Annotated in this window: 13 protein-coding genes and 2 rRNA genes; 12 read left to right on the top strand and 3 right to left on the bottom strand. The window is 68.5% G+C overall.

Features of this window, described 5'->3' with window-relative positions:
• From KRR26_RS13510 to KRR26_RS13490, 5 genes are all read left to right on the top strand, one after another.
• Nucleotides 1-90 (top strand): 23S ribosomal RNA (locus KRR26_RS13510); the annotation flags it as partial.
• Nucleotides 91-264: 174 nt separating this feature from the next.
• A 5S ribosomal RNA gene (gene rrf / locus KRR26_RS13505) occupies nucleotides 265-381 on the top strand.
• A gap of 445 nt (nucleotides 382-826) precedes the next feature.
• Entirely contained in the window at nucleotides 827-3,649 is a 2,823-nt protein-coding gene (locus tag KRR26_RS13500) for a serine/threonine-protein kinase (RefSeq protein ID WP_217079991.1), read from the top strand.
• 101 nt (nucleotides 3,650-3,750) lie between these two features.
• The gene (locus tag KRR26_RS13495; protein ID WP_120208671.1) at nucleotides 3,751-5,121 is read left to right on the top strand and encodes a KamA family radical SAM protein; all 1,371 of its coding nucleotides are present in this window, start codon (nucleotides 3,751-3,753) and stop codon (nucleotides 5,119-5,121) included.
• Nucleotides 5,121-6,347 carry a KamA family radical SAM protein gene (locus KRR26_RS13490; protein WP_120208672.1) on the top strand — a complete coding sequence of 409 codons (1,227 nt, stop codon included), beginning with the start codon at nucleotides 5,121-5,123 and terminating at the stop codon, nucleotides 6,345-6,347. The genes KRR26_RS13495 and KRR26_RS13490 overlap by 1 nt, the downstream gene beginning before the upstream one ends.
• 228 nt (nucleotides 6,348-6,575) lie before the next feature.
• Here KRR26_RS13490 and KRR26_RS13485 read toward each other — a convergent pair whose 3' ends face one another.
• The 3 genes from KRR26_RS13485 to KRR26_RS13475 form a co-directional block, all read right to left on the bottom strand.
• Nucleotides 6,576-7,214, bottom strand: a complete 639-nt coding sequence (locus tag KRR26_RS13485; RefSeq protein ID WP_199723867.1) for a hypothetical protein — start codon at nucleotides 7,212-7,214, stop codon at nucleotides 6,576-6,578.
• A 101-nt stretch (nucleotides 7,215-7,315) separates the two neighbouring features.
• Nucleotides 7,316-7,651 (bottom strand): hypothetical protein, encoded by a 336-nt coding sequence (locus KRR26_RS13480; protein WP_217079990.1) that lies wholly within the window; start codon nucleotides 7,649-7,651, stop codon nucleotides 7,316-7,318.
• A gap of 39 nt (nucleotides 7,652-7,690) precedes the next feature.
• Nucleotides 7,691-8,239, bottom strand: coding sequence for a hypothetical protein (locus tag KRR26_RS13475; protein ID WP_120208940.1), 549 nt, complete (start codon nucleotides 8,237-8,239; stop codon nucleotides 7,691-7,693).
• Between the two features lie 69 nt (nucleotides 8,240-8,308).
• Between KRR26_RS13475 and KRR26_RS13470 the strand changes: the two genes are divergently transcribed.
• From KRR26_RS13470 to recJ, 7 genes are all read left to right on the top strand, one after another.
• The gene (locus KRR26_RS13470) at nucleotides 8,309-9,415 is read left to right on the top strand and encodes a SpoIID/LytB domain-containing protein (protein ID WP_120208674.1); all 1,107 of its coding nucleotides are present in this window, start codon (nucleotides 8,309-8,311) and stop codon (nucleotides 9,413-9,415) included.
• Nucleotides 9,416-9,472: 57 nt separating this feature from the next.
• Nucleotides 9,473-10,558 (top strand): tRNA preQ1(34) S-adenosylmethionine ribosyltransferase-isomerase QueA, encoded by a 1,086-nt coding sequence (queA, locus tag KRR26_RS13465; RefSeq protein WP_120208676.1) that lies wholly within the window; start codon nucleotides 9,473-9,475, stop codon nucleotides 10,556-10,558.
• A gap of 5 nt (nucleotides 10,559-10,563) precedes the next feature.
• Nucleotides 10,564-11,748, top strand: a complete 1,185-nt coding sequence (gene tgt / locus KRR26_RS13460; protein WP_120208678.1) for a tRNA guanosine(34) transglycosylase Tgt — start codon at nucleotides 10,564-10,566, stop codon at nucleotides 11,746-11,748.
• Between the two features lie 144 nt (nucleotides 11,749-11,892).
• Nucleotides 11,893-12,240, top strand: coding sequence for a preprotein translocase subunit YajC (gene yajC, locus KRR26_RS13455; protein ID WP_120208679.1), 348 nt, complete (start codon nucleotides 11,893-11,895; stop codon nucleotides 12,238-12,240).
• Nucleotides 12,240-14,012, top strand: coding sequence for a protein translocase subunit SecD (gene secD / locus KRR26_RS13450; protein ID WP_120208681.1), 1,773 nt, complete (start codon nucleotides 12,240-12,242; stop codon nucleotides 14,010-14,012). The genes yajC and secD overlap by 1 nt, the downstream gene beginning before the upstream one ends.
• A 26-nt stretch (nucleotides 14,013-14,038) precedes the next feature.
• On the top strand, nucleotides 14,039-15,208 hold the full coding sequence (gene secF / locus KRR26_RS13445) for a protein translocase subunit SecF (RefSeq protein ID WP_120208682.1): 1,170 nt from the start codon (nucleotides 14,039-14,041) through the stop codon (nucleotides 15,206-15,208).
• Nucleotides 15,209-15,428: 220 nt separating this feature from the next.
• Nucleotides 15,429-17,141 (top strand): single-stranded-DNA-specific exonuclease RecJ, encoded by a 1,713-nt coding sequence (gene recJ / locus KRR26_RS13440; RefSeq protein ID WP_120208684.1) that lies wholly within the window; start codon nucleotides 15,429-15,431, stop codon nucleotides 17,139-17,141.
• Nucleotides 17,142-17,144 lie beyond the last annotated feature (3 nt).

Here is a 17,144-nt window from a genome sequence, read left to right as displayed (position 1 = left end):
CGTGGTAGACTACCACGTTGATAGGCCGGGTGTGTAAGCGTGGTAACATGCTCAGCTAACCGGTACTAATAAGTCGTGAGGCTTACTTCCCCCTATCTCTTGCATGCCCCCTCGAGGGGTGTAAGGGACTCGGGGCCAAGGCCGAGGCCGCGACACTGCGAAAGCAGGTGTCGCCCTGAAGGACAGCTTTCAACTCTACAACTATAGAGGCTTCCCTTAGCGGAAACCTGCAACTTACCCTTCGTATGCACTGTCTTCAGCTTTTCCGGTGGCAATGTCGGAGGGGTCACACCCGTTCCCATCCCGAACACGGAAGTTAAGCCCTCCAGAGCCGATGGTACTCCGCGGGAAACCGCGTGGGAGAGTAGGTCGCTGCCGGATTCTTTTTGAGAAGCCCTCGTCGCCTTCATGGCGCCGGGGGCTTTTCCTTTTTCTGCGCCTCACGCGCGCGACTGACCTGTGGCGCCGTGCCGCCCAGCGCTGGGCCTTGCTGCCCGTGCCTCCTGCGCTTCGCGTCTGGGGCGTGTGCGCCGCGCTCCTTGCTAGCGGTTTGACCTGGCGGGCCTGCTGGCCCGGCGAGTGCTTCCGTCCGTGGACGGTCCTTCGTTCGATGGGCGCGGGCTGGGATTCAGGGCCCCTGCTCAGGCGCGAACGCGGGGCGAGTACCTGTAGCACTCAAACTTTCAAACTCGCGGATTCGTTGAGGAAACTCCTTCTGTTGGGCGTTTGACTCGTCGTCCGTGCTGGGTCTAGAGTCCCTCCACTCCGCTCGGTCTCTGCGCCGCCTGCCGCGGTGCGTACCCCCGGCGCCGGGCGGCTCCACGAGATGAAGAAGCCGACCTTCTTTGGGAAGTACCTGCTCCTTGAGCGCATCAACGTCGGCGGCATGGCGGAGGTGTTCATCGCGAAGGCCTTCGGTGTCGAGGGCTTCGAGCGCATCCTGGCCATCAAGAAGATCCTCCCGACGATGGCCGAGGATGAGGAGTTCATCACGATGTTCATCGACGAGGCGCGGATCAGCGTTCAGCTGAACCACGCCAACGTCGTGCACATCCACGAGCTCGGGAAGCATGACGACACGTACTTCATCGCCATGGAGTACGTGGCGGGACGCGACGTGCGGACCATCCTGGAGCGCTACCGCCGCCGCAAGGAGATCATGCCCACCGCGCAAGCGGTGTTCATCGTCTCCAAGATGTGTGAGGGGCTCGACTACGCGCACCGCAAGAAGGACGCGCGCGGTCAGGACCTTCACATCATCCACCGCGACGTGTCCCCGCAGAACATCCTCGTCTCCTACGAAGGCGAGGTGAAGATCATCGACTTTGGCATCGCCAAGGCCGCCAATCGCTCGCAGAAGACGCAGGCCGGCATCCTCAAGGGGAAGTTCGGCTACATGAGCCCGGAGCAGGTCCGGGGCATGCCCATCGACCGGCGCAGCGATATCTTCGCCGTCGGCGTGCTGTTGTACGAGATGCTCACGGGCGAGAAGCTCTTCGTGGGCGAGTCTGACTTCTCCACGCTGGAGAAGGTGCGCAACGCGGACGTCCCCACCCCTCGCGAGTTCAATCCGAACATCTCGGCGGGGCTGGAGAAGGTCGTCATGAAGGCTCTCGCGAGAGAGCCTGAGGAGCGCTACCAGTGGGCGTCTGACCTGCAGGAGGACCTGATGCGGTTCCTCCTCGCGGGCGATGCCATCTACTCGTCCAAGCATCTGTCCGGGTACATGAAGGAGGCCTTCGCGGAGGACTTGCTGCGCGAGGCCGAGAAGATGGAGCGCTATGCCTCCGTCGAGCGTCCGGATCAGATTGAAACGTCGGGCGTGACGGTCCCTCCGCCGTCGCCTCGCCCGTCTCGGGCCAGCCGCGCGGTCTCGGGGCCTACCGGTCCCGCCGCGGGGCGCTCGCCCACGGCGCCCGCCGCGCCCGCTCCGGGGTATGTGCCCCCGCCCACCGCTGACGAGCTGGCTGAGATGGACGGCGCGGCGGACAAGACGCAGATCGTCGACTCCACCAACGCGGCCTTCCTCTCGCCCGAGACGCGGGTGGCCGAGAGCAGCGTGGTGGTGGATGACAGCGCCACGGGGCGGACCGAGAACCCCATGGCCAAGGCGGGCAGCACCAGCTCCGCCTATCCCAGTCCCTATTCTGGCCAGGAGTCCGCGCGCGCGCCCAAGAGCAAGAGCGGGCCCAAGGCCCAGGTCGTCATCGGTGACGAGGAGGGTGAGGGCTATGCTGGGGCCACGATGATCGGTCCAGCGCCCTCGGCGCCTCCTGCCCGTGGGCGGCCCGCGGCCCCCGAGCCGGAGGAGAGCACGGGGAACATGGTCGTTCCGTCCAACCTGCGCTCGAATGGCGCACGTGGACGCGCCCGCCAGGAGGAGCCGCCCGAAGACGAGGTGGGCGATGGCTATGACGCGCCCCCTGAGGATGATGGGTACGGCCAGCAGGAGCCGGACGACTACGGCGACGAGGACCGGGGCGCTGCTGATCCCGATGAGGAGACGGCCGGCGCTCGGGCTCCGGGGGGGGCGAGGAAGCCCGCCAAGCCAGCGAAGAGCCCTCCCGCGAAGCCCGCCAAGGCCAGCGCACCCGCCAAGGCGAAGGCGTCCAGCGGGAAGGGGATTCCCAAGGTCGCCATCATTGGCGCCGCCGCGCTCGTGGCCTTGTTGCTGGTCGCGGGGCTCGCCGTGGTCATGCGCAAGCCCTCGACGGGCTCCGCGACGTTCGTCGTGACACCGTCGGCCGGTGCCACCGTGAAGGTGGATGGGCGCCCGGTGAAGATCAACGACGTCGTGGCGCTGAAGCCCGGTCGGCACCAGATCACGGCGATCGCTCCGGGATATCAGCCCCTGGCTCAGCAGATCGACGTGGTGGCTGGCCAGGAGGCCGCGGTCGTCAGCCTGCAACTGGTTCCTTCGCAGTCCCCTGCGAACACGCCCCCTCCGCCAACCGAGACGAAGCCCACCCCCGTGGCCGCTCAGGAGCCGACGGGCGTGAAGCCGGCCACCGAGGTCAAGCCCACGGCCACTCCCGAGCCAGGGGAGAAGCCCGCGCCCGAGGTGAAGCCGACGGCAGTTGCCACCCCCGAGCCCACGCCGCCGCCGAAGCCCGCGGCCCCCGCGACCTTCACCGCCTTGTTCGATGGTGATGTTGGCGCGGAGATTGCCGTCGACGGCAAGCCGGCAGGGAAGGCCCCGAGCGCCCGGATGCCCGGTCTCGCGGTGGGCAAGTCCTACAAGTTCACGGCGCGCCTCGCGGGCTACAAGCCGTACTCGGGCCGTTTCGAGTCGGATGGGAGCGATGTTCTCAAGGTGACTTTCGCCCTGGAGAAGGAGCCGGAGCGCGAGCCGCCGCCTCCTCGGACGCCGAAGCCGGCACCGCCTCCTCCTGTTGCGGCAGTGAAGACGCCTCCCAAGGCCGCGGTGATGGGCAAGTTCGCTTGCAGCACCAAGCCCGCAGGTGCGCAGATCTGGGTGGACGGGAAGAACACCGGACGCGAGACACCCGTGGCGTTGGGTAATCCGCTGATGCTCCCCGTTGGCAAGCGAAAGATTGTCTTCAAGCTCAACGGCAAGTCGACCAAGCCGCAAGTCGTCCCTATCTCCGAGGACGGGGTCGCCAAGCTGGTCAACGTGCCTATTGAATGAGCGTGCTGGCATCCGCACCCCTCCGATTTGTTGAAAGGAGCGGGTGCTCGGGGCGTTATGACGCCCCCGCACGCGACGCTAAACGCTAAGGTGACGCGCCCATGACGACGACGCACATTCGGGGCAAGGCCGATGCAGGCCCTGCTCAGCAGCCCTTTACCTATCCGCTCCGCAAGGAGTTCATCGAGCCCGACTGGCGCCGCATTCCTGGCTACAAGGACGTGACGGCCGCGGAGTGGGAGAGCGCTGTCTGGCAGCGCAAGCACACCGTCAAGAACCTGAAGGAGCTGAAGGCGACCCTGGGCGCCCTGCTTCCCGAGGACCTGGCGGAGAGCATCGATCAGGACCAGAAGCAGCGCGCGACGATGTCGCTGCTCGTCCCCCCGCAGATGCTCAACACCATGAACCTGGAGGACCTCTGGAGGGATCCGGTCCGCAGGTACATGCTGCCCGCGCTGGCGGACCGTCGCACGGACTGGCCCAACCATCCGAAGGCCAGCCGCGACAGCCTTCACGAGCAGGACATGTGGGTCGTCGAGGGCCTCACGCATCGCTATCCCACCAAGGTGCTGGCGGAGATGCTGCCCACCTGTCCGCAGTACTGCGGGCACTGCACGCGCATGGACCTGGTGGGCAATGACGTGCCCCAGGTGTCCAAGCACAAGTTCGCGGTGGGACAGAAGGAGCGCTACGAGCTGATGCTCGACTACCTGCGCCGCACGCCCACCGTGCGCGACGTGGTCGTCTCCGGCGGCGATATCGCCAACCTGCCCATCCAGGCCCTGGAGCCGTTTGTCAGCGCGCTGCTGGACATTCCGAACATCCGGGACATCCGTCTGGCCAGCAAGGGCCTGATGGCCATTCCGCAGCACTTCCTCCAGGACAGCGTCCTGCAGGGGCTGGACCGTCTGGCGAAGAAGGCCATCGAGCGCGGCGTGGACCTGGCGCTGCACACGCACGTCAACCACGCGCAGCAGCTCACGCCGCTCGTGGGCAAGGCCGTGCGCAAGCTGCACGAGATGGGCTTCCGCGATGTGCGCAACCAGGGCGTGTTGCTGCGCGGGGTGAACGACAGCCCTCAGGCCCTATTGGACCTGTGCTTCACGCTGCTCGATCACGCGAAGATCCTGCCGTACTACTTCTACATGTGCGACATGATCCCCAACAGCGAGCACTGGCGGGTCTCGGTGGATCAGGCGCAGAAGCTCCAGCACGACATCATGGGCTACATGCCGGGCTTCGCTACGCCGCGCATCGTCTGTGACGTTCCCTTCGTGGGGAAGCGCTGGGTGCATCAGGTGGCCGAGTACGATCGCGAGCGCGGCATCTCGTACTGGACGAAGAACTACCGGACCAGCGTGGAGGCGAACGACGCCGATGCGCTCACCCGGAAGTACGAGTACTTCGATCCGATCGACGTGCTGCCCGAGGCGGGTCAGGCGTGGTGGCGGGAGCAGCAGAAGGCGGCGTGATGATTCCCTCCGTGCTTCCGGTGGCTTCTTCACCGGAGCCGCGTACCGCGCGTCCCTCGACGAGTGCCCAGGGGCGCGCGCGTCTGTTTCCCTCCGCGACGGATGCGGAGTGGAGCGATTGGCGCTGGCAGCAGCGCCACGCGGTGCGCAACTTGGAGCAGCTCGAGAAGTACATCGCGCTGACGCCCGATGAGCGCGCGGGCGTGCAGGAGACGTCTGAGCTGTTCCGCATTGGGATCAGCCCGTACTACCTGTCGCTCATCGACCCCGAGCATCCGTTCTGCCCGGTGCGCATGCAGTCCATCCCGGTGCGCGCCGAGGCACGGATCCGTCCTGGCGAATTGACGGACCCACTGGGTGAGGACAAGACGCGCCCGGAAGAGTGCATCGTCCACAAGTATCCGGACCGCGTGCTCTTCCTCGCCATCGACACGTGCTCGGTCTACTGCCGGCACTGCACGCGGCGGCGCATCACCAAGGGCGGCGAGGCGGAGCTGACCAAGGATCAGATTCGCCGGGGCATCGAGTACATCCAGCGTCATCCCGAGGTTCGGGACGTCCTCATCTCGGGAGGGGATCCGTTCCTGCTCAGCGAGGAGCGGCTGGAATCCATCTTGGAGCCGCTGACTCGGATTCCGCATGTGGAGATGATCCGCATCGGGACGCGCGTGCCGGTGTGTCTGCCCATGCGCGTGACAGACTCGCTCGCGCGCATGCTGCGGCGTCATGCGCCCGTCTACGTCATCACTCACTTCAATCATCCGAAGGAAGTGACGGCCGAGGCTCGCGAGGCCTGCGAGCGGCTGGTGGACCACGGCGTGCCGGTGGAGAACCAGGCCGTGTTGATGCGCCGGCTCAACTCGGAGGCGCGCATCATCAAGGAGCTGTCACACGTCCTGCTGCGCAGTCGGGTGCGTCCGTACTACCTGCACCAGATGGACGTGGCCGAGGGCTGCGAGCATCTGCGCACGCCCATCGCCAAGGGCGTGGAGATCCTCCAACATCTCCGTGGCTTCACCTCGGGGCTCGCGGTGCCGCACCTCGCGGTGGATCTCCCCGGCGGCGGCGGCAAGGTGACGCTCCAGCCTGACTATGTCGTCGAGCGCAGCGCGCACGAGACGGTCTTCCGCAACTTCAAGGGGCAGCGCTACGCCTACCCCGAGCCGGAAGAGACGGACTGCACCTGCCCTTATGACGACGTGTGGCGGGCGCGCGACGCGCGGTGAGCGGCCTCCTGGAGTCTGGCTGATCCGGGGGACTACCGCTGGGTGCGTGGTCGACACGACGCGATAACGACGGGCTCACTCTCGGCGCGCGGGGGATGGGCATCCTGAGCGGATGCCCTTCGCTGTTGCCCCGCCGCGCTGATTGGCTCGGCTCTGGCCGCAGCCGGCGTGCGGCGCGCGCGAGGGTCGGACTCCCGGAGGTTGAGTGCGCCGGGAGTTTCGCGCTGCTCAGTGCGAGCGCTTGCCGTACTTGGCGCCGCCCGACTTCTTCGCGCCGCCGCCCTTCTTTGAGGACCGCGAGACGGCCTTCGTGGGGAGGGGCTCGGCTTCTTCGGGGGCCGCGGCGACTTCGTCACCCGCGGCGGGGAGGGCTTCGCCCGGCAACCCCACTTCGACGACGGGGGGCGCGTCCGCGGTCGCTTCCAGCTCCACCGGTTCGGCGTCGCTGAAGCCTCGCTGGATGGGGATCTCTCCGTTGGCCGCGCCCTCGGGGGGCTTCTTCGCGGCCTCTTGGGCGGCGACCTTGGCGGCCTCATCCTGGCGTTTCTGCGCGGCGTCCGCCTGCGCGCTCTCTTCTCGGCCCATGCGCGCCGTGTAGCGCGCGTACTCCTTCGCGGAGACGCCGTGCTTGGCCAGCACCTGCGAGGAGGCCTCCGACTGCTGGCGGATGACCTCCTTGCGCTCGGCGCTGCTCAGCTCGGAGGGCTTCCGGTTTCCGTTGGCCGCGTCCACCTTGGCTTGGGCCTTGCTCTCGTCCCGGCGAATCTCCGCGACCTTCTCGGGCGTCAGCGCGTTGTCCTCCGCGCGGGAGGAGGCTGGCAGCGCGAGGCAGGCTGCGGCCAGGGCGAGGGAGAGACGGGGGGACATGAGGGCTCCTCGATGCGAACCGGGAAGACGCGCCATCTAATCATGCCCCCGCGACGGGCGCACCACGCGATGCGTCCCCGCATGCGAGGGGTGCTCGCGTCTCAGCCGTTCTTGCAGCGGGAGCACTCGTCATTGGCGTTGGCGCACTGCTCGCGAGCCTGGGTGCAACGGGGCGGGAGATCATCACGGTCGGCGTTGCGCTCCGCGAGCGCGCAGAGGTGCTCCGCGGCGGCGCATGTCTGCGGCGCGAGCGCGCAACGATCCCCACAGGACAGGTCGTCCTCGTGGGCTCGCGATTCCAACTCCTCGAGGCGCGACGAGGCCGCATCGAGGGCCGCGTCGTCATCCCCCGCCACACGGGTGTCGACATGCTTCGAGCAGCCGGCCACGGCGAGGCCAACCACGAGTGCCAGCAGGGAGGTCCGGAGCGTCCGCATGACCGTTCCCATAGGCACGGCCAGACAGCGCGTCCAGCCTCAACGCCGCTCGGGTGAGGCCATGTGACGTTCGGGCCGCGGCGTCGGCTCCGCGGGGCGTGTCCAGTACAGCCACGCGGTGATTGCCAGGAGCGCCAGGACCGCGAGCCGTCGGAGCCAGTCCTCGCGGCGTCGCTTGGGGGACTCCGCGTCGGAGCGGGCGGCGTCGGCCAGCGCGGCTTCGACCTCGGGGCCGGTGGCGTTCAGCCGCCGACAGGTGTCCGCCACCGGCACCAGCGCCACGGGGAGGGGGGCCGAGTCCCGCTCCAGGGCTGCGTCCAACATGCGCGCCCAGGCGGTCTCCTCGTCCTCGCTCGCAGGAAGCCTCGCTGGCGCTCCGAGTCCTCGGCTCAGCGCGACGCCGGCTCTCAATTGCAGCAACTGGAAGGACTCGGCGGGGATGCCATACCAGGTGGCGCACTCGGCGGAGGGACGGCGCTCGACCAGGCGGCGGACCAGGACCGCGGCGGCGCGCGGCTCCAGGGCTCGCAGGCCGGAGGCGAGAGCGGCAGGGGAGAGGTGGGCCCCGTTGGGGACAGAAGTGCTCACGGTGGGTGTCATAGGGCATCCCGCGGCCGTTTTCTTGAGGCGGCGATGCGGCCTCCTACACTCCCCAGCATGTTGCGACCTGTCGCACTGGTGCTCCTGTTGCTCTCCCCGCTGCCCGCGCTCGCCGTGGAGACCATGCGCATTGCCATGGAGGATGCCGATGGCGAGGTGCGCGTGAGTGGCCGAGGGCTCGCCATGGGCGGCGACGCGGAGGACGCCCAGTTCGTCCCGCTGTCGAGCGGGCAGGCCCTGATTCGCCGGCGCGGTGGGAGACTGGAGGTCAACGGCGCGCCCGTCATGGGGGACGCGGTGCGCTTCCGCGCGGGCGCCAATGCCATCGACGCGGGTGTTCCCGGGGACGAGCCGCTGCGCGCGGGGGGCTCCCAGGTTCGCGGTGACGTGGTGGTCCGCACGTTCAAAGACGGGCTCCAGCTCATCAACGTCATCTCGCTGGAGGACTACCTGGCCGCGGTCCTGGGCAGCGAGATGCCCGTGTCCTTCCCGTTGGAGGCCCTCAAGGCCCAGGCGGTCGCCGCGCGCACGTACGCCCTCCAGAAGAAGCTGGAGGCCTACAGCAACGCCTTCCACCTGGGCAGCAGCGTGCTTCATCAGGTCTACGGCGGCGTCAACCGCGAGGACCCCAAGACGCGCGCCGCCGTCGAGGCCACTCGGGGCGAGGTGCTCACGTTCGAGCTGGCGCCCATCGAGGCCTACTTCCACGCCTCGTGCGGTGGCCGGACCGAATCCGGGCTCGCCGCACTCCAGCGCGACCTGCCGTATCTGCGGCCGGTCGATTGCCCGTGCGGCAAGCTGCCGGCGAGCAAGTGGACGGCCACGATGTCCGACGGCGAGCTGCGCTCCGCCCTGCGCGCCTCGCCCGAGGGGCTGAAGGTGACGGGGCGCACGGACACGCATCGGGTGACGCGGGTGACGCTCGGGGACGGCTCGGTGGTGGACGGGGTGCTGCTGCGCCGCAAGCTGGGCTACACGCGGCTCAAGAGCCTGGACTTCGACGTGGAGCGCACCGCGCACGGCTACACGTTCTCGGGCCGGGGCTATGGCCACGGCGCGGGGCTGTGCCAGTGGGGCGCCAAGGCGCTGGCGGACCAGGGGCGCGACTACCGGGCCATCCTCACGCACTACTACCCGGGGGCCGAGCTCCAGCACCTCTACTGACCGAGCCTCACCGCGAGATTCCGTGACGGCGCGCGGGCTGCTACAAGCGCTGCCCCCGTGTCGTCACGCCTGTCTGACTACGATTTCGAGCTGCCCGAGGCGCAGATTGCCCAGGCGCCCCTGGCCACCCGCGATGCCTCGCGGTTGATGGTCGTCCGTCGCTCCACTGGCGAGCGAGCCCATCACCAGTTCGCGGAGCTGCCGGACCTCTTGCGTCCGGATGACCTGCTCGTGGTGAACAACGCGCGCGTCATCCCCGCGCGGCTCCTGGGACAGAAGGTGGGGACGGGCGGACGGGTGGAGTTGTTGGTGGTGCGGCCCTCGGCGCCGACGCTCACCTCGGCCGCGCTCGGCGAGGCGCCCGAGGCGCTCGACTGGGTGTGCCTGGGGCAGGCATCCAAGGGGCTCAAGCCCGGCCAGTCCGTGGCGTTCTCCGGGGGGCTGACAGCGGAGATCCGCGAGGTGCTCGGGGGCGGTGAGTACCAGGTGCGCTTCCACGCGGCGCCGGGCACCTCCCTGGCCGCGCTGCTGGATGCGGCCGGGCGGCTGCCGCTGCCGCCATACATCACCCGCGAGCCCGACGCCGCGGACGCCGAGCGCTACCAGACCGTCTATGCGCGCGCGTCCGGAGCCGTCGCCGCGCCCACCGCGGGGCTGCACTTCACGGAGGCGCTCTTCACGACGCTCGCGGCGCGGGGCGTCCGGCGCGTGGAGGTGACGCTGGACGTGGGGCCGGGGACATTCCTCCCGGTGCGCGACGAGGCGCTCGACCTGCACCGCATGCACCCCGAGCGCTTCACCGTGCCCCAGGCCACCGCTGACGCGGTGAACGAGGCGCGGGCGCAAGGGCGGCGCGTGGTGGCCGTGGGGACCACGGTGGTGCGCACGCTCGAGTCCGCCACGGACGCGCAGACGGGGCAGGTGCGCGCGGGGCCGGGGGAGACGACCATGTTCATCCGACCGGGCTATGCCTTCCGGCAGGTGGACGTGCTCCTCACGAACTTCCACCTGCCTCGGTCCACGTTGGTGATGCTGGTGAGCGCGCTGCTCGGCCGTGAGCGCACGCTGGAGGCGTACCGGGACGCGGTGCGCTCGGGGTACCGGTTCTTCAGTTACGGCGATGCCATGCTGGTGATGGAGTGAGCGCGATGGGCGACGCGGTGCGAAAAGAGAAGGGTGACACGCGGGTGGCGCCGGGGCAGGTGCGCTTCGAACTGCTCCATGAGGACGCGGGCACGAAGGCGCGCCGAGGGCGGGTCCTTACCCCTCACGGCCCCATCGAGACGCCCATCTTCATGCCGGTGGGCACCGTGGGCAGCGTCAAGGGCGTGGGGCCGGATGACCTGCTCGCGTTGGATGCGCAGATCATCCTCGGCAACACGTACCACCTGATGCTCCGCCCCGGAGAGCCGCTCATCGGGGAGATGGGCGGCCTGCACCGCTTCATCTCGTGGGAGCGGCCCATGCTGACCGACAGCGGCGGCTTCCAGGTGTTCAGCCTGTCGGAGAAGCGGAAGATCACAGAGGAGGGCGCCTTCTTCCAGTCGCACCTGGACGGGGCGAAGCACTCGCTTACGCCCGAGCGCTCCATCGACATCCAGGAGACGCTCGGCGCCGACATCATCATGGCCTTCGATGAGTGCCCGCCCTCCACCGAGGACCGCTCCTACCTGGAGAAGTCCCTGGCGCGCACGACGCGGTGGCTGCACCGGTGCGTGAAGGCGTGGAGCCGCGAGCGCTCGTCCCTGTTCGGCATCGTCCAGGGCGGACTCCACGAGGACCTGCGCAAGCGCCACGCCGAGGAGGTGTGCGCGGTGGACCTGCCAGGGTACGCGCTGGGGGGCTACTCCGTGGGCGAGGCGCCCGAGGCGATGCACGCCGGGGTGGCATACTCCGCGCCGCTGCTGCCGAGGGACCGGCCGCGCTACCTGATGGGGGTGGGGACGCCGGTGGACCTGGTGACGTGCGTCGAACATGGCGTGGACATGTTCGACTGTGTGCTGCCCACCCGTTGCGCGCGCAACGGCCTGCTCTTCACCTCGGAGGGCAAGCTCGTCATCCGCAATGCGGCATACGCGAAGGACCCGCGCCCGGTGGACCCGGCCTGCTCCTGCTACACCTGCCGGACGTTCAGCCGCGCCTACCTGCGCCACCTGTTCGCGGCGGGGGAGATCCTCGCCATGCGGCTCAACACCCTGCACAACCTGCACTACTTCCTCACGCTCATGGCGGAGGTGCGCAAGGCTATCGCGGAGGACCGCTACGCCGCGTTCGCCCGGGAGTTCCGGGCCAAGGCCCACGCCCAGGAGGCCGAGCGGACCCGTGGTCGGTAGACAACCGGTTGGATTGCCAGGGTTCCGGCGTTCACTTGCTCGCGTGGGACGCCCTTGCTAAGAGGCCCCCCTTTCGGATGAATTTTCGCCCCCCGATTCCAGGGGGGAACGTTCCGGGTCCTTCCTCAACGAACGAGGCAGTGTGTGGCAGAGAGCTTTCTGATTCTGGCGCAGGCAGGTGGCGGGGGCCCGTTGCCCACCGTGGGATTCCTGATCTTCCTGGTGGCGATCATGTACTTCGTCATGATCCGGCCCCAGCAGAAGCAGCTCAAGGAGCACCGCAACCTCCTGGCGGGCCTGAAGAAGGGCGATGAGGTCGTCACCGCCGGCGGTCTGCTCGGGAAGATCCATCAGGTGGATGAGCGCACCGTGACGATTGAGATCGCCAACGGCGTGCGGGTCCGCATGCTCAAGACGTCCATCACCGCTCGGGGCGGGGTGGCGGAGGGCGCGCCGGCCAGCGCCGACGAGAAGAAGAAGGAGGAGAAGTAATGGACCGCGGCTGGTGGTGGAAGTTCAGTTTCATTGTCGCGGTGACGCTGGGGACCATCTGGTTCCTGGTCCCCACCTACTACTCGTTGGTCGTGCTCGATCGCTCCGAGCGCAACAACATCTCCGTGCTGGAGCAGCGCCTGCCCAAGTGGGCGCCCCCCGCGAAGTACCGCCTGAACCTCGGGCTGGACCTCCAGGGCGGCATCCACATGGTGATGCGGGTGGACACCAAGACGGCCCTGCAGAAGCGCACCGAGCGCCGCGGGCAGCAGATCGCCAACTTCGTCAATGACAAGAAGCTGGCGACGGTCACGGCCGACACGGATCCGGAGCGGCTGCAGCTGACGCTGACCGTCAGCCCCGAGAGCGCGATGGACGCCGTGGAGAAGGACGTCCTCAGCACCTTCGGTGACTTCAGCAAGGTCGGCCGCAACGGCGACAAGCTGGTGCTGGCGCCGGACGAGGGCCAGATGACGCGCTTCCGCGAGGAGGCCGTGGATCAGGCGATGCTCGTCATCCGCCGCCGCATCGACAAGTGGGGCGTGGCCGAGGTCGACGTGCGCAAGCTGGGCACGGACTCCATCCAGATCTCCCTGCCGGGCCGCAGCAACCCGGAGCAGGCCAAGGAACTGGTGGGCACCACCGCGCAGCTCGAGTTCCGGATGGTGGATGACTCCAATCCCCAGTTCTTCGCGGAGATGGTGAAGCAGCACCCGCCCTCTCCCGAGAGCAAGGTGACGCTGTCGGACACCGAGGGCTTCCCCCAGCTGTCCTCGCCCAGCCGCGAGGCGCTGCTGGAGTACACGAAGGGCAAGGTCCCGGAGAACCGCCAGGTGCTGACCGAGTGCGTGGCCAACCCGGTGAAGAAGAACGACTGCCTGTCGTACCGCAGCTATCTGGTGGAGAAGGAGTCGCCGCTGACGGGTGAGAGCCTGTCGGGCGCGGACGCCTCCATCGGGCAGATGAACGAGCCCGAGGTGAACCTCGCGTTCGACGCCGCGGGCGCGCGCGAGTTCGAGAAGCTCACCGAGGCGGGCGTGGGCCGTCGCATGGCCATCGTGCTGGATGACAACGTGCACTCGGCGCCACGCATCAACGAGAAGATTGGCGGCGGTCGGGCGCGCATCACCATGGGCCGCGCGGGCGCGCGCAGCTTCGAGGAGTGGCTGGGCGAGGCGCAGACGCTGGCGCTGGTGCTCAAGGCGGGCGCGCTGCCGGCCCCGGTGACGGTGGGCGAGATTCGTCAGGTGGGCGCGACGCTGGGTGACGAGCTCATCAAGAAGGGCAGCCTCGCGGCGGCGGTCGGTCTGGCGCTGGTGGTGGTCTTCATGGCCATCTACTACCGGAAGACGGGCCTCATCGCGGACGTGGCGCTCCTGCTCAACGGCCTGCTCATCCTCGCGGGTCTGGCGTTCTTCAACGCCACGCTGACGCTGCCGGGCATCGCGGGCTTCGTGCTGACGCTGGGCATCGCGGTGGATGCCAACGTGCTCATCAACGAGCGCATCCGCGAGGAGCTCAGCCACGGCAAGAGCGCGCGGGCGGCGGTGGACCAGGGCTACGATCGCGCCTTCTGGACCATCTTCGACGCGCACGTCACCACCCTCATCGCTGGCTTCATCCTGTTCTTCACCGGAACGGGGCCGGTGCGTGGGTTTGCCACCACGCTCATCGTGGGACTGCTGGCGTCCCTGTTCACGTCCATCGTGGTGACCCGCGTCATCACGACCTACTTCGTCCACGGCCGTAACGCGCAGACGGTGTCGGTCTAAGCCGGCGCCGCGCACGGGAAACCGCCATGCAGATCCTCAAGCACAAGACGAACATCGACTTCATCGGCAAGCGCAAGCCTGCCGTCTTCATCTCCACCCTGGTGAACCTGGCCATCATCGTGGGCATCGCCACGGTGGGGTTCAACTTCGGCGTGGACTTCGCCGGCGGCACGGTGGTGGAGCTGAAGTTCAACCACCCGACCACCGCCGCGGACGTCCGCGAGCGCGCCCAGAAGGGCGGCCTGCACGACGTGAGTGTGCAGGGCATTGGCGCCTCGGAAGAGAATGCGTTCCTGCTCCGCATGGGCGGCGTGACGCAGCTCACCGAGGAGGGCGCGGAGAAGGCCAAGGTGGCCATCCAGGGGCTGGGGCAGGTCCGCAACGTGTACGCGGACATGGCCAACGGCATCATCAACTTCCGCTCGGCGACCCCGCTGTCCGCCGCGGCCGTGAAGCAGGCCGTGGAGAGCACGGGCACGGGCGTGCAGGAAGTGCGTGACCTGGGCGCCTCGCAGGCCGGCAACGGCTTTGACTACCAGGTCGTCGCGAGCGGCATGGCGGACAAGGTGTTCGCCGCGCTGGGCGCCGGGCTGGACAAGCCGGACTTCGAGCAGCGCCGCGTGGACTACGTGGGTCCGCAGGTGGGCAAGCAACTGCGCAACCGCGGTGTGATGGCGCTGCTGTACTCGATGTTCGCCATCCTCATCTACGTGGCGTTCCGGTTCGACTTCAAGTTCGGCCCGGGCGCGCTGCTCTCCATGGTGCACGACGTCATCATGGTGGCCGGCTACTTCCTGGTGAGCCAGCGTGAGTTCAACCTCACGTCCATCGCCGCGCTGCTGACCATCGTCGGCTACTCGGTGAACGACACCATCGTCATCTACGACCGCATCCGTGAGGACATGGCCAAGTACAAGGGCAAGCCCCTGGCCGAGGTCATCAACATCGCGGTCAACGACACGCTGGCCCGCACCATCCTCACCTCGGGCGTGACGGCGCTGTCGCTCGTCGGTCTGCTCATCTTCGGCGTGGGGGAGATCTGGGACTTCGCCATGGCGATGCTCGTGGGCATCATCGTGGGCACGTACTCGTCCGTGTACATCGCGAGCCCGCTGACGCTGTGGCTGGATGAGCGCGCGGCGGCCCGCGACGCCCGTCACCACGACGGCGCCAAGCAGCAGCCCAAGGTCGCCTGAGTCGTCCGCGCGACACTCGCGCGGCGCAAAACTGGGGCCCTCCTCCCGAGGAATCGGGGGCGAGGGCCCTTCGTTTTTCCCGTCGGGAGTGACGCGCTCCGCGGCCCCGCGCCGAGGCTGGCGAGCGCGCGAGGGGATGCCTGAACGCCCGAGCAGGAAGGAAATGTCGTGGTAAAGGTTGGACTCCCTTCGTCGGACGTCTGAGGTACTGTCCTCCGTCATGCGGTGGCTGATTCCAGACGTGGTGGAGCAGGAGGTGGGCGCGCTCGCCGGAGAGCTGTCGCTGCACCCACTGGCGGCGAAGGTGCTCTTGCACCGGGGGTACCGGACGCCTGAGGCGGCCGCCGCCTTCCTCTCTGACCGACTGGCCGACTTGCCGGACCCGTTCCGGATGAAGGGCATGACGGGCGCGGTGGAGCGCCTGACGCGCGCCCTGCGGCAGCGCGAGAAGGTCACCCTGTACGGCGACTACGACGTGGATGGGGTCAGCTCCACGTCGCTGCTCTACCTGTTCCTCAAGGAGCTGGGCCTCACGGCCGCGACGTACATTCCCCACCGGCTGGATGAGGGCTACGGCCTCAACCTGGGCGCGGTGGAGCGCATTGCCGCGGATGGGACGCGGGTGCTGGTGACGCTCGACTGCGGCATCACGTCGGTGGCGGAGATTGCCCGGGCGAAGGAGCTGGGGCTGGACGTGGTGGTGGTGGACCACCACACCGTGCCGCCCACGCTGCCGCCCGCGGTGGCGGTGCTCAACCCGCACCAGCCCGGCTGCGAGTACCCCACGAAGGTGCTGTGCGCGGCGGGCGTGGCCTTCAACCTCTGCATGGGCCTGCGCAAGCGCCTGCGCGAGGACGGCTTCTTCGCCACGCGCAAGGAGCCCAACCTCAAGTCGCTGATGGACCTGGTGGCGCTGGCCACCGTGGCGGACGTGGTGCCCCTGACGGGCGCCAACCGCATCCTCGTGGCGCATGGCCTCCAGGAGCTGTCCCAGGGGCGCCGTCCGGGCATCCGCGCGCTGAAGGAGGTGGCGGGTATGGACCCAGACGCCACCGTCACGGCGGGGCAGGTGGGCTTCCGGCTCGGGCCTCGCATCAACGCCGCGGGCCGGTTGCATGACGCGTCGCTGGGGCAGCAGCTCTTGTGCTCCGAGTCGCTGGAATCCGCGCGCGCGCTGGCGGGCGTGTTGGACCGCGCGAACGCGGAGCGGCAGGGCATCGAGAGCGGCATCCTCACCCAGGCGCTGGCGCAGGCGGAGTCCCTGGGCGACGTGCGTGGCTTCGTGCTCTACGACGAGGGCTGGCACCCGGGCGTCATTGGCATCGTCGCCTCGCGCGTGGTGGAGCGCTTCTATCGGCCCACGGTGATGGTGGGCGTGAAGGACGGCATCGGGAAGGGCTCGGCGCGCAGCATCGAGGCGTTCCATCTGTTCGACGCGCTCAACGGCTGTGGCGACCTCTTCCTGCGCTTTGGTGGCCACAAGCACGCGGCGGGCCTCACCATCGAGGCGGACCGCCTGCCGGCCTTCCGCGAGGCCTTCGAGCGCATCGCCGCCCAGCGCCTGTCGCCCGAGGACCTCATCCCGCGCTGCAAGGTGGACGCGGTGGTGCGGCCCGGGGACCTGGACGCCACGGCGGTGGAGTCGCTGCAGCGGCTCGGGCCGTTCGGTCAGGGCAACCCGGAGCCGGTGCTCGTGTTGCGGCATCAGGTGGCCCGCCCGCGCGTGCTGCCCGCGAAGTCGGGGGGGGGGGCAGGGCACCTGAAGCTCGCGCTGCTGGACGCGCCCGAGGTGGATGCCATTGGCTTTGGTATGGCGGACCGGGTGTCGCTGGTGGAGGGGCCCGTGGACCTCGCCTTCCAGGCGGGCTTCGACACGTTCCGCGGTCAGCGACGGCTGTCGCTGCGGCTCAAGGACGTGCGTCAGGCGGCGTGACGG

This window comes from Citreicoccus inhibens, assembly GCF_019039035.1.
Taxonomy (GTDB): Bacteria; Myxococcota; Myxococcia; order Myxococcales; family Myxococcaceae; genus Citreicoccus; species Citreicoccus inhibens.
The sequence above is the reverse complement of the archived record's forward strand: the minus strand, read 5'-3'. Positions and strand labels throughout refer to the sequence as shown.